Here is an 11800-nt window from a genome sequence, read left to right as displayed (position 1 = left end):
GACGGTCCGCAGTCAACCCTCTCGGGGGCCGGGGCGAAGCCCCGGGACTTCGGCTGCGGGCGCGTCGTGGCTGGTCGCGCAGTTCCCCGCGCCCCTTACGGGGCGCCCGGCGTACGGCTCCGGCTCCGGATCCGCGCCACCGGCCGGGGGCGCAGCCGCCCGGCCGGCCCGCTTGCGGAGTTGCACGTTCATGTCCCGGCGGATACGTCGGATCATCTCATCCATGTCAGGCATGCGGCGAAGGTAGAGCCCCCGGTTCCGCAACGCCGCCCCCGCCCGGGGCCGTTCACCCGCGCGGATGAATACTCAGGTGATCTTCGGCTGCCGTGGCTTCGCCCGGCGGGAAGTGGCAATGCTCCCCTCTCCCGACCGGCCCCCCACCCCAAGAGGTACGAGGCATGACGTCCGTACGCGCAACCGCCGCCGAGCCGTTGCCGTCCCGCCCCGCCGAACTCCCCCTGCACGCCCGGGACTCCGGGCCCGTCGAACCCCCGCGCACCCCGCGGCCGCCGCACCGCGGGAGGGCCGCCGCATGAGCACGGCGAACGGCGCCCGCGGCGGCGCGGGCCGGGAGGGCGGGCTGCCCGTCGCCTCGGCGGGCGAGAACCTGCGGCTGGCCCTCGTGTACTTCCTCCCCGACTACCTCAAGGGCGTCTTCCGCTGCCGCCCCCGGATGGCCCGGCTGGTGGCCCGGCTGGACCCGGGGCGGCGCCGGCTGGAGGCGATGCGCGGGCTGCGCCGCAGGCACGGCCGCGGACCGGTCGTGGTGCACGGCACCTGCGGCCCCACCCTGCTGGTGCTGGACGCCGAGGACGCCCGGCAGGTGCTCTCCGGGCCGGTGGAGGTCTATGCGGTGGACACCTGGGAGAAGGTGAACGGCTTCGCGGCCGTGCAGCCCGACGCCCTGGTCGCCTCGCACGGCCGGCAGCGCACGGCCCGCCGCGCCTTCAACGACGCGGTGCTGGACGCCGGTTGCGACGTGCACCGGCTGGCGGGCCACTTCCTGCGGGTCGTGGGCGAGGAGGCCCGCGCGCTGCTGGGGCCGGAGGCGGAGGCCGGGCTGACGGCCGACGTGGTGCGCGAGCGCTTCGAGCGGATCGGGCGGCGCTGCTTCCTGGGCGAAGCCGCCGCCGACGACACGGAGTTCTCCCGGCTCCTGGGCGAACTGCTGGCCGAGGCCAACTGGATGGGCGCCCGGCGCTGGCGGACGGGCCGGGCCCGCAGGATCCGGCGGACGATGATGCAGCGCCAGTCGCGCTACCTGTGCGATGCCGATCCGCGCAGCCTGACCGGGCTGTTCCGCAGCGCGCCCCGGGGCCCCGAGACCGCACCCGAGAGCCAGCTCACCCAGTGGTTCATGGCGCTGGCCGTGGTGCACAGCGCCGTCGTGCAGACGCTGGCCCTGCTCGCCACGCACCCGCAGCACCACACGCGCGCCGCGGCCGAGGTCGCCGACGCCGACCGGCGGCACGGCCTGCGCACGGTGGCCGGCTTCCAGGGCATGCCGTACGTGCGCGCCTGCATCCAGGACGCGGCGCGGCTGTGGGCGCCCGTGCCCAGCCTGCTGCGCCGCACCACGGCCGAGACCCGCTGGCGGGCGGTGGTCGCACCGGGCGGGATGAACGTCCTGGTGCCCGCCGCCTTCCACGCCCGCGACGACGAACGGCTCGACTACGCGCACCGGTTCGCGCCCGAGAAGTGGATGGACGGCACGGCCGAGCGGGACTGGGCCGTCAGCCCCTTCAGCCGCGGCGAGGCCCGGTGCAGCGGCATGGAGCTGGGGCTGCTGCTGGCCACCGGCTTCGTCGCCGAGTTCCTGCGCGACGGCGAACTGGCCGTCGCAGGTGTGCGGTTGACGCACCGGAAGCCGCTGCCGCACAGCTTCGACGCCTCCCGGCTGCGGATCGGCTACCGCGCCCACCGGGCCCCGGCCTGCACCGTCCCCCCGCCCGTCCTGGAGAGCGACCGATGACCCCGGCACCCCGCCCGCGCCGCGAGTGGCACTCCCTGCCCCTCCCCCTGGCGCTCCTGGAGCTGCGCCGGCAGCGGCAGTTGCTGCGCGCCCACAACCTGTACGACGCCCACGGCGGCGCACGGCCCCCGGAGCCGGTCCGCGAACTGCTGCCCCACCGCAGCTACGACGGGTCCGGCTCCTGCCCCTCCGACGCCGCCATGGGCCGCGCGGGCACCCGCTTCGACCGCAACTGCGCGCTGCCGCAGGCCTTCCCCGAGCCCGAGGACGACGGCCTGTTCTCGCCGAGCCCGCGCGAGGTGAGCAGACGGCTCCTGGCCCGCACCTCCGGATTCCGCCCGGCCCCGATGCTCAACCTGCTGGCCGCGGCCTGGATCCAGTTCCAGCAGCACGGCTGGTTCCACCACGACGCCCGCCCCTCCGGCCCGCCGCTGGACGTCCCCCTCGCCGCCGACGACGACTGGCCGCAGTGCCCGATGCTGCTGCGCCGCACCCTGCCCGACCCGGCGGGCCCCGCCGACGCGTCCCTGCCGCCCGCCTACGCGAACACGGTGACCCACTGGTGGGACGGCTCGCAGATCTACGGGTCGAGCGAGGAGCAGTGCCGGGCGCTGCGCACCGGCGAGGGCGGCAAACTCGCCGTCGTGGACGGCAGGCTGCCGGACGAGGAGCGGGCGGGCCTGTCCGGCATCGACCGCACGGGCTTCAACGAGGACTACTGGGCCGGCCTGTCCCTGCTGCACACCCTCTTCGCCAAGGAGCACAACGCGATCTGCGACCGGATCGCCTCCGCCCGCCCCACCTGGGGCGACGAGCGTCTCTTCCAGACGGCGCGGCTGGTCGCCACCGCCGTCATGGCCAAGATCCACACGGTGGAGTGGATGCCGGCCGTCGTCGACCGGCCGGTGACCCGGGCCGCGATGCACCTCGACTGGTACGGGGTGCTCCCCGCCCGGCTGCGCCGCCGGGTGCCGCGCTTCGGCCGGGGCGAGACGCTGTTCGGCATCCCCGGCTCGCCCACCCGGCACCACACGGCCCCGTACGCGATGACGGAGGAGTCCGTCGCCGCCCACCGGCTGCACCCGATGATCCGGGACGAGTACGAGATCCGCTCGCACCTGACGGGCGACCTCGTCGAGCGGACGGACTTCGAACCGCTCCAGGCGCTGGCCACTCGCAAGGCCGTCGAGCGCTGGGGCACGGCCGACCTGCTCTACTCCTTCGGCACCATGCACGCGGGCGACATCACCCTGCACAACCACCCCGACTGCCTGCGGGAGCTGGTGCGCGTCTCCGGGGAGCGCGTCGACCTCGGCACGGTCGACGTGCTGCGCGACCGCGAGCGCGGCGTCCCCCGCTACACCGCCCTCCGCGCGGCGCTGCACCGGCCGCCCGTGCGCAGCTTCGACGAGCTCACCGGCGGGGACGCCGCCCTGGCCGGCGAGCTGCGCGAGCTCTACGGCGGCCGGCTGGAGCGGGTCGACACCATGGTCGGCCTGTACGCGGAACCCCGGCCGCACGGCTTCGCGTTCAGCGACACGGCGTTCCGGATGCTCGCGCTGATGACGGCGCGGCGGCTGAAGAGCGACCGCTTCTTCACCGCCTGCTACCGGCCGGAGATCTACACGGCCGAGGGCCTGGAGTGGATCGACCGCACCTCGCTGGGCGACGTCCTGCTGCGCCACCACCCGGAGCTGGCCCCCGCGTTGGAGGGCGCGCGCAATGTGTTCGCGCCCTGGAGGCTGCTGTGACGCGGCCGTGAGGCGGGGCGCCGGGCCGGAGCGTGCGGGATTCCCCCGGCCCGGCGCACCGCCGCCTCAGCGGCCGGCCGGCTGCGCCGCGGCCGTGGGGTACCAGCGGTCGCCGCGCAGCTCCGCCAGGCCGTGACCGGCCAGGCCCTGCACATGCTTGAGGATCGTGCGCGCCTGGTAGCCCACGGACGCGCACAGTTCGTCGACGGAGGCGCCCCCGTCCCCGCAGGCCCGCAGGCCGTCCCAGGTGCGGGCCTCGTGGCGGCCGAGGTCGGGGAGCGCCCGCGGGTGCTCGGGCCGTGTCTCCGGCCGCGGGGCGTACGGGCGGGATGCGCCGGCCGGGCGCGGGGTGCGGTTGACCCGGCGGTGCCGGCGGCCCTTCTGGCGTTTGCTCATGGGTGAGACCACTGCTCCGTCCTGCATCGGGATCCTGCTTCGGGTGCGTCAACTCGACGCGATGTCGGCCGGTTACGGCCGCCACCACCGAGTGTGCGCGACGTCACGCATCGTCACGCAGCACCCACGCCGGAAGGGCGCCATGCCGGATATGTGAGGCTGGGGGCGTGCGCATACTGATAGTCGAGGACGAGGTGGGGCTCGCCGATTCGCTCCGCCGTGGGCTGACCGCCGAGGGGCACTGGGTGGACGCCGTCCACGACGGCCGGCGCGGTCTGGAGGCCGCGCTCTCCGGTGCGTACGACGTGATCGTGCTGGATGTGATGCTGCCCGGCCTGGACGGCTACGAGATCTGCGCCCGGTTGCGGCGGCTCGACCAGTGGACCCCGGTGCTGATGCTCACCGCGAAGGACGGCGAGTACGACGAGGCGGCCGGGCTGGACGCGGGGGCCGACGACTACCTGACCAAGCCGTTCTCCTTCGTGGTGCTGACGGCCCGGCTGCGTGCCCTGGGCCGCCGCCGCGGCACCGGCACGTACGGCGAACTGCGCGCCGGGGACCTGGTGCTGGACCCCGCCGCGCGGCGCTGCCGGCGCGGCGGGACGGAGGTCGAGCTGACCGCCCGTGAACTGTCCGTGCTGCGCCACCTGCTGGAGAACGCCGGGCGGGCCGTGGCCAAGCGGGACATCCTCGACGAGGTGTGGGACTCCCCCGCCGAGACCGACCCCAACATCGTCGAGGTCTACGTCTCCTCGCTGCGCCGGAAGATCGACGCCCCCTTCGGGCGCCGCTCCATCCTGACCGTCCACGGCACGGGCTACCGGCTGTCGCCCGACGGCGGCTGAGCGCGTGGCCCGTCTCCTCCCCCGCACGGTCCGTGGCCGGGCCGCCGCGGCTGCCGCGCTCGCCATGACGCTGCTGCTGGCCGCGGGCGGCGCCTGGCTGTACACGGTCCTGCGGACCAACCTGCTGGACAACGCCAACAGCCGCACCGAGCTGGCCGCCCGCGAGACCGCCGCCCTGGCCGACTCCGGCGACCTGCCCGCCCTGCTGCCCGCACCCCGCTCCGGGGTCGACGTGGTCCTCGTGCTCGGCCCGCACGGCGAGGTCGTCGCCACCAGCCGCCCCTCGGCCGGCCCCCTGGCCCGCATCCTCGCCCCGGTCCGCCCGGCCGCCGACCAGGACAGCGCCTCCCGCGTGCTGTGCTGCACCCCGGCCATGGGCGGGCAGCGCGGCGCCGTGGTGGTGGTCCGCGCGACCCCGCCGGGCGGGGAGCGGTACGTCTACGCCCTGACCGTGCTCAGCGACGTGGACGACGCCGCGCACACCATCGCCCTGGGCCTGGTCGCCGGGGCCCCGCCGCTGATCGCCCTCGCGGCGGCCATCGCCTGGGCCGTGACAGGGCTGGCCCTGCGCCCGGTGACGGCCATCCGCACCGAGCTGGCCGCGGTCAGCGCCCGCGAGCTGGACCGCAGAGTGCCGGAGCCGGCGGGCGGCGACGAGGTGGCGCTGCTGGCCCGTACCGTCAACGCCACCCTGGACCGGCTGGAGCAGGCGGTCGGCCGGCAGCGGCAGTTCGTCGCCGACGCCTCGCACGAGCTGCGCAACCCGGTGGCGGCGGTGCGTTCGCAGCTGGAGGTGGCACTGGTCTCCTCCCCTGCGGGAAAGAGGTGCCCGTCCGCCGAGTCCGTGCGGGCGGCCCTCGCGGACACCGTGCGGCTGCAGGCGATCGCCGCCGACCTGCTGCTCCTGGCCGGGCTCGACGCGCGGGCGCCGGGCCCGGGCGAACCGGTGGACCTGGCGCTGCTGGCCGCGGAGGAGGCGGCCCGCCGCCCGGCGCCCCGCGTACCCTTGACCGTCACCGCCGACGTGCCCGTGCCGATGCGCGGACACCCGGGGCAGCTGGAGCGCATGCTGGCCAACCTCGTCGACAATGCGCTGCGGCACGCCGCGTCCCGGGTGACCGTGCGCGCGTCCCTGGACGAGCGGGCGCGGGAGGCGGTGCTGGAGGTGGCCGACGACGGTGCCGGGATCCCGGCGGCGGAGCGGGAGCGGGTCTTCGAGCGCTTCGTGCGGCTGGACGCCGCGCGCGACCGGGAGCGCGGGGGCAGCGGCCTGGGGCTCGCCATCGCCCGCGGGATCGCGCGGGCGCACGGCGGGGAGCTCGAGGCGGCCTCGGGTACTCCCGGTGCCCGGCTGACGGCCCGTTTTCCGCTGCCTCCGGACCCCGGTTCCTGAAGACGGCTTCAGGAACCTCAGGATTTCTTCAGCCGACCCCGAGGATCATGGACGGTGTGACCGTGGAAACCGTACGAGTCGAGAGCGACGACGGGAGCGGCGTGTCCGCCGAGGCACACGCGGCCTCGGCCAAGTGGCGCCGCCACGAGGCGGTCATGCTCGCCTTCGGCGTCGTGATCTGCGTCGGCGGCTATGCGTACACGGGCCTGGCGACCACCGGCCGGGTCCCGGGCGGGCTCGCCGGGTTCGCGGCCAGCATGGTGTGCCTGGCCCTGGTGCCGCACCTGGCGGTGCGCCGCTGGGCGCCGTACGCGGACCCGCTGATCCTGCCGCTGGCCGTGCTGCTGTCCGGGTTCGGGCTGGTGCTGCTCTACCGGCTGGACTACTCCTACAAGGAGCGGTTCAACTCCGCCCCGACCGCCTCCGGCCAGCTGATGTGGACGGTCATAGGGGTGGCGGTCTGCGTCGCCGTGCTGGTGCTGCTGAAGGACCACCGCTGGCTGCAGCGCTACATCTACCTGATGATGGCCGTCGCCCTGGTGCTGCTGATGGCGCCGGCCTTCTTCCCTGGCGACACCTACGGCGCCAAGCGCTGGATCTTCCTGGGCCCGCTGTCCTTCCAGCCCGGCGAGTTCGTCAAGACCATGATCGCGGTCTTCTTCGCGGGCTATCTGGTCATCCACCGCGACGCGCTGGCGCTCACCGGCCGGAAGGTCCTCGGCGTCCGGCTGCCCCCGGGCCGCCAGCTGGGCCCGATCCTGGCCGTGTGGCTGCTGAGCCTGTTCGTCCTGATCATCGAACGGGACCTGGGCACCTCGCTGATCTTCTTCGGCCTGTTCGTGGTGATGCTCTACGCGGCCACCGAGCGGGGCAGCTGGGTGATCGTCGGCGTGCTGATGGCCTCGGTCGGCGCAGTGGTCGTGGGCTCGATGGAGCCGCACGTCAAGGGCCGCATCCTGGCGTGGCAGCACCCCTTCGACGCGTACAAGCCGGGCAGCACGGTCTCCACTCAGCTGGCGAACGCCCTGTTCGGCTTCGGCAGCGGCGGCGTCACGGGCACCGGCCTGGGCCAGGGCCACCCGGAGCTGATCGGCTTCGCGGGCCGCAGCGACTTCATCCTCACCACGGTGGGCGAGGAGCTCGGCCTGGCCGGGGTGATGGTGGTGCTCATGCTGTACGGGCTGATGGCCCAGCGCGGCCTGAGCGTGGCGCTGCGCTCGCGCGACCCGTTCGGCAAGCTGCTGGCGGTGGGCCTGGCGGGCGCGCTGGCGCTGCAGGTCTTCGTGGTGGCGGGCGGTGTGATGGGCCTGATCCCGCTGACGGGCAAGGCCCTGCCCTTCCTGGCGAAGAGCGGTTCGTCACTGGTGGCCAACTGGCTGATGGTGGCGGTACTGATCCGCATCAGCGACGGGGCGGGCCAAGCGAGAATCCGCCCCGGCCCGTAAGGGGCGCGGGGAACTGCGCGACCAGCCCCCACCGGCCCGCAGCCGACGCACCACCCCAGGGGCCCGGGGCGAAGCCCCGAGAACCTCGACTGCGGGCGCGTCGTGGCCGATCGCGCAGTTCCCCGCGCCCCTTCGGGGCACAAGGCGTTCACCCGTTGCCGCGGAACAGCTCCACAAGATCCTGCCGCCCGAACACCTGCGCCGCCTCCACAGCGGAAGGCGTCCCGGCGGAGGGATCCGCCCCGTGCGCCAGCAGGATGCGCACAACCTCCTCCTCGCCCTTGAAGACCGCGCCCGCCAGCGGCGTCTGGCCGCGGTCGTTGGCCTTGTCGGCGTCGGCACCGCGGTCCAGCAGCGCGGTGACGGCGTCCGGGTGCCCGTGGTAGGCGGCCAGCATGACGAGCGAATCGCCGCGGTCGTTGGTGAGGTTGACCGGGACGCCTGCGTCCACGTAGGCGGCGAGGGTGGCGGTGTCACCGTGCCGGGCCAGGTCGAAGACCTTGGCCGCGAGCTGGAGCACCTCGGGGTCGTGGGCGGGCTCGGTCGACTCGGGGGTCGGTCCGGTCATGATGTGCGGTCCTCCGCTCGGGTTACCAACGGTTGCCGTGGTGACACATTCTGTGAAGCTGGAGGAGCTCATGGTGACCGTCCCCCAGCACCCAGGAGATTCCCATGATCCTCTCCATCTCCGGCGTCGTCCTGCTCGGTGTCGTGGTGTTCCTGTTCTTCCGCAAGGACGGACTCAAGGCTTCGCACCTGATCGTCTGCTCCCTGTTCGGCTTCTACCTCGCCAGCACCGGAATCGCCCCGAGCATCAAGGCCGGTGGAGCCAGCCTGGCGAGTCTGCTGGGCGGGATCAAGTTCTAGCGGCGCCCGCCAGGAGACCGACGTGGGCCGGCGAGGACTTCCGCGCACCCCGCACCGCAGCCCCCGGCTGCCGCAGGGCCGGGAGTTCGCACAGACGGTTGCCGAGAGCGCCCGGGACGTCTTCCACCCGCTGATCGTCATCACCCGCGGCCTGCAGGCGCTGGCCGTCTCCGGGCGGCGGCGGTGGGCGCAGACCCCGCGGGACCGGCGCGGCTCCGCGGTGCTCCTGGCGGCCTCGTGCCTGGCCATCGTCGCGCTGGTGCCCTACGGGCCGCCGCTGGCCACGGTCTCGCTGCTGGCGGCCGGCGCCTGGGCCGGGCGCGCCCGGCGGACACGGCGGACGCAGGAGCCCGAGCCGGCGGAGACGGCCCGGTTGCAGGCGCTCTACGAGGCCCTGGTGCCGTACCTGTCCGATCCGCAGGACCCGAGGCCGCTGTACGAGCACGGGGGCAGCTGGCGGAAGGCGTTCGACGAGTACGTCTTCGACGACCGGGGACGGCTGGCCGCGCTGCAGCTGCGCTACCCGGGCTGGTTCACCGACGGCGAGAACGCGTCCCGCACCCGGATCGAGCAGCTGCTGCACCTCAAGGCCGGGCGGGACCGCGAGTACGGCTTCGACTGGGACGAGTCCGCCAACCGGCTGTGCCTGACCGTGCTGCCCCCGCTGCCGACGGAGGTCTGCGCCCAGCGCTTCGTGACCGCCCCCGGGGAGACCGTGCTGGGCTTCACCGACCCCTCGGCGGTCCAGCGCACCCTGCCGGTGGCCGAGGGCGACGAGCTGTACGACGCCTCGCCCGTGGTGTGGCGCACGGGCCCGCGCTCCGCCGAACCGCACCTGCTGGCGCTGGGCCGGCCGGGTGCGGGCGTCACCACCCTGCTGCGCTCGGTCCTGCTCCAGGCGCTCCCGCACGGCGACGCGGTGATCCTGGACGGCGGCGGCACCGGGGAGTACGCGGCGCTCGCCGGGCGCCACGGGGTGCTGGCCGTGGAGTCCTCGCTCACCGGGGCGCTCGCCGTGCTGGAGTGGGCGGGGCACGAGACGGAGCGGCGGCTCATGGCCGTCAACTCGGCGCGGCAGCAGGGGCATCCGGTGCCGGAGGACGCCCGCCGCCCGCTGTGGATCGTCGTGGACCGGCCCGCGGCGCTGAGCCGCCTCGCCGCCGCCCAGGAGCGCCCCGACCCGCAGACGCTGCTGCAGGTGCCCCTGTTCAACGGCCGGGTCGCGAACGTGACGGTCGTGATCGGCGAACAGCTCGACGCCGAGGAGCTGTTGGACGCGCAGGTGCGCTCCCAGCCCCTCGCCCGGGTGCTGCTCGGCGCGGTCACCTCCGAGCAGGTGGCGGCGGCGCTCGGCGCCCCCGCGCACTCCACGACCGTCAACGACGTGCCGCCGGGCCGGGGTTACGCGCGGCTGGGCGCCGGTCCCGTGCACCGCCTGCAGGTGCCGGCCACGCCGGACCCGTACGACGAGGACGCCGGCGAGGCCCAGCGCCAGGCCGTGCTGGACCTGCTGCCGGAGGCAGTATTTCCGGCGGCCCCGGCATCTCCGGCGTACCCGGCGGCGGATCAGGCCACGTAGGTGCGCGGCGTCTCGGCCGCCGCGGTCGCGCCGCTGGCCACCAGGTGCGCGGCCTCGGCCAGCCGGGTGGCGGCCTCCTCCGCGACCGCGCCGTTGACGGTGAACGGCAGGCGCACATAGCCCTCGAAGGCCCCGTCGACCCCGAACCGCGGTCCGGACGGCACCCGCACGCCCAGCCGCTCCCCCGCCTCGGCGATCCGCGAGCCGGAGAGCCCGCCGGTGCGCGCCCACAGGGTCAGGCCGCCGTGCGGGACGGTGTACTCCCAGTCGGGCAGGTGCCGCTGGAGCGCCGCGACGAGCGCGTCGCGGTTCTCGCGCGTGGTGGAACGCCGTATGGCGATGGACTCCTCCCAGCCCTCGGTGTTGAGCAGCCAGGTGACGGCGAGCTGGTCGAGCACGGGGGTGGCCAGGTCGGCCCAGGCGCGGGCGGCGACGAGGCTGCGGATGATGTCGGGCGCGGCCCGCACCCAGCCGATGCGCAGACCGGCCCAGAAGGACTTGCTGGCCGAGCCGACGGTGATGACGGAGCTGCCTGCGGGGTCGAACGCGCAGACCGGGCGCGGCAGTTCCACGTCCTCGTCGAGCACCAGGTCCGCCATGGTCTCGTCGGCGACCAGCACGGTGCCCGCGGCCCGCGCCGCCTCGACGAGCTCGCGGCGCTGTTCCTCGGGGGCGAGCGCGCCGGTGGGGTTCTGGAAGTCGGCGATGACATAGGCCATGCGCGGGGCGGCGTCGCGCAGCACCTGGCGCCAGGCGGCCAGGTCCCAGCCGGCGAGCCGGTCGGCCATGGCCACGGGCACCAGCCGGGCGCCGGCCTCGCGCATCAGCTGCAGGACGTTGGCGTAGGAGGGCGACTCGACGGCGACCCGCTCGCCGCGCCCGGCCAGCAGCCTGCAGATGGCGGCGACGGCGCCCATGGCCCCGGTGGTGACCATGATCTGCTCGGGCATGGTGGGGATGCCGCGGGCGGTGTAGCGGTCGGCGAGGGCCTGGCGCAGCGCGGGCAGGCCCGCCGGGTAGTCGCCGTGGGTGTGGGCGTAGGGCGGGAGTTCGCCGAGGGCGCCCTGGAAGGCGCGGGTCAGCCAGGGCTCGGGGGCGGTGAGGGCGGCACAGCCCAGGTCGATCACCGAGCCGGCGGCCTCCGGCGGCAGCGGGTCCAGGCCCCGGGTGGGCAGCGGGTTGCCGGCGGGCACGGCCGTCCAGCTGCCCGCGCCGCGCCGGGACTCCAGGAACCCCTCGCCGCGCAGGGCCTCGTAGGCGGCGGCGACGGTGGTGCGGCTGACGGAGAGGGCGGCGGCCAGCTCCCGCTCGGCGGGCAGCCGGGCGGCGACGGGCACGCGGCCCTCGAAGACCAGCAGCCGGATGCCGTCCGCGAGGGACCGGTAGGCGGGCGCCCGGCGGCCGCCCAGCGGGGTCACCGTGCCTCCGCGGGAGTGCTGCGAACCGAGGAGGCGCGCCAGCTGCGGCGCCCCCACCGAAGAAGTCCACTGACTCATCTTTCCGGTCCACCTTTCGGGGATTGGCCATGGATCTTGTCTTGACCCAGTCCACA

At 74.9% G+C, this 11800-nt stretch carries 10 protein-coding genes and 1 pseudogene; 8 read left to right on the top strand and 3 right to left on the bottom strand.

Annotation, left to right across the window (positions count from 1 at the left end; translation table 11 throughout):
- Positions 1-398: 398 nt before the first annotated feature.
- The 3 genes from ACWD4B_RS27095 to ACWD4B_RS27085 are packed head-to-tail and all read left to right on the top strand — an operon-like array spanning position 399 to position 3723.
- Positions 399-536, top strand: a complete 138-nt coding sequence (locus ACWD4B_RS27095; RefSeq protein ID WP_451423204.1) for a hypothetical protein — start codon at positions 399-401, stop codon at positions 534-536.
- Entirely contained in the window at positions 533-1972 is a 1440-nt protein-coding gene (locus ACWD4B_RS27090; protein WP_451423203.1) for a cytochrome P450, read from the top strand. Before ACWD4B_RS27095 ends, ACWD4B_RS27090 begins: the two co-directional genes overlap by 4 nt.
- Entirely contained in the window at positions 1969-3723 is a 1755-nt protein-coding gene (locus ACWD4B_RS27085) for a peroxidase family protein (RefSeq protein ID WP_451423202.1), read from the top strand. Before ACWD4B_RS27090 ends, ACWD4B_RS27085 begins: the two co-directional genes overlap by 4 nt.
- Before the next feature lie 66 nt (positions 3724-3789).
- Here the strand turns inward: ACWD4B_RS27085 and ACWD4B_RS27080 are convergent, their stop codons facing one another.
- On the bottom strand, positions 3790-4119 hold the full coding sequence (locus tag ACWD4B_RS27080) for a hypothetical protein (RefSeq protein WP_336414814.1): 330 nt from the start codon (positions 4117-4119) through the stop codon (positions 3790-3792).
- Between the two features lie 167 nt (positions 4120-4286).
- On the opposite strand from ACWD4B_RS27080, the gene ACWD4B_RS27075 reads away from it, so the two are divergent.
- The 3 genes and pseudogenes from ACWD4B_RS27075 to ACWD4B_RS27065 all read left to right on the top strand — a co-directional run.
- On the top strand, positions 4287-4964 hold the full coding sequence (locus ACWD4B_RS27075) for a response regulator transcription factor (protein WP_451423201.1): 678 nt from the start codon (positions 4287-4289) through the stop codon (positions 4962-4964).
- A 4-nt stretch (positions 4965-4968) separates the two neighbouring features.
- On the top strand, positions 4969-6357 hold the full coding sequence (locus ACWD4B_RS27070) for a sensor histidine kinase (protein WP_451423200.1): 1389 nt from the start codon (positions 4969-4971) through the stop codon (positions 6355-6357).
- Between the two features lie 155 nt (positions 6358-6512).
- Positions 6513-7784 (top strand): annotated as a pseudogene (locus tag ACWD4B_RS27065) (FtsW/RodA/SpoVE family cell cycle protein); the annotation flags it as partial.
- 166 nt (positions 7785-7950) lie between these two features.
- Here ACWD4B_RS27065 and ACWD4B_RS27060 read toward each other — a convergent pair.
- Positions 7951-8370, bottom strand: a complete 420-nt coding sequence (locus ACWD4B_RS27060; protein ID WP_451423199.1) for an ankyrin repeat domain-containing protein — start codon at positions 8368-8370, stop codon at positions 7951-7953.
- A 104-nt stretch (positions 8371-8474) separates the two neighbouring features.
- On the opposite strand from ACWD4B_RS27060, the gene ACWD4B_RS27055 reads away from it, so the two are divergent.
- Positions 8475-8669 carry a hypothetical protein gene (locus ACWD4B_RS27055; RefSeq protein WP_171083410.1) on the top strand — a complete coding sequence of 65 codons (195 nt, stop codon included), beginning with the start codon at positions 8475-8477 and terminating at the stop codon, positions 8667-8669.
- Between the two features lie 22 nt (positions 8670-8691).
- Complete coding sequence (locus ACWD4B_RS27050) at positions 8692-10248, top strand: hypothetical protein (protein WP_451423198.1); 1557 nt, start codon at positions 8692-8694, stop codon at positions 10246-10248.
- Here ACWD4B_RS27050 and ACWD4B_RS27045 read toward each other — a convergent pair.
- The gene (locus tag ACWD4B_RS27045) at positions 10236-11744 is read right to left on the bottom strand and encodes an SCO1417 family MocR-like transcription factor (RefSeq protein WP_336414810.1); all 1509 of its coding nucleotides are present in this window, start codon (positions 11742-11744) and stop codon (positions 10236-10238) included. The two genes, ACWD4B_RS27050 and ACWD4B_RS27045, sit on opposite strands and share 13 nt — an antisense overlap.
- Positions 11745-11800 lie beyond the last annotated feature (56 nt).

It is taken from the genome of Streptomyces sp. NPDC002536 (assembly GCF_053594995.1).
Note: the sequence above shows the minus strand (reverse complement) of the source record. Positions and strands in the feature narration are given on the sequence as shown.

Excerpts from the sequence above, each read along its gene's own strand:
- ACWD4B_RS27095 (WP_451423204.1), top strand. The coding sequence starts at position 399 with ATGACGTCCGTACGCGCAACCGCCGCCGAGCCGTTGCCGTCCCGCCCC.
- ACWD4B_RS27090 (WP_451423203.1), top strand. The coding sequence starts at position 533 with ATGAGCACGGCGAACGGCGCCCGCGGCGGCGCGGGCCGGGAGGGCGGG.
- ACWD4B_RS27085 (WP_451423202.1), top strand. The coding sequence starts at position 1,969 with ATGACCCCGGCACCCCGCCCGCGCCGCGAGTGGCACTCCCTGCCCCTC.
- ACWD4B_RS27080 (WP_336414814.1), bottom strand. The coding sequence starts at position 4,119 with ATGAGCAAACGCCAGAAGGGCCGCCGGCACCGCCGGGTCAACCGCACC.
- ACWD4B_RS27060 (WP_451423199.1), bottom strand. The coding sequence starts at position 8,370 with ATGACCGGACCGACCCCCGAGTCGACCGAGCCCGCCCACGACCCCGAG.
- ACWD4B_RS27055 (WP_171083410.1), top strand. The coding sequence starts at position 8,475 with ATGATCCTCTCCATCTCCGGCGTCGTCCTGCTCGGTGTCGTGGTGTTC.
- ACWD4B_RS27045 (WP_336414810.1), bottom strand. The coding sequence starts at position 11,744 with ATGAGTCAGTGGACTTCTTCGGTGGGGGCGCCGCAGCTGGCGCGCCTC.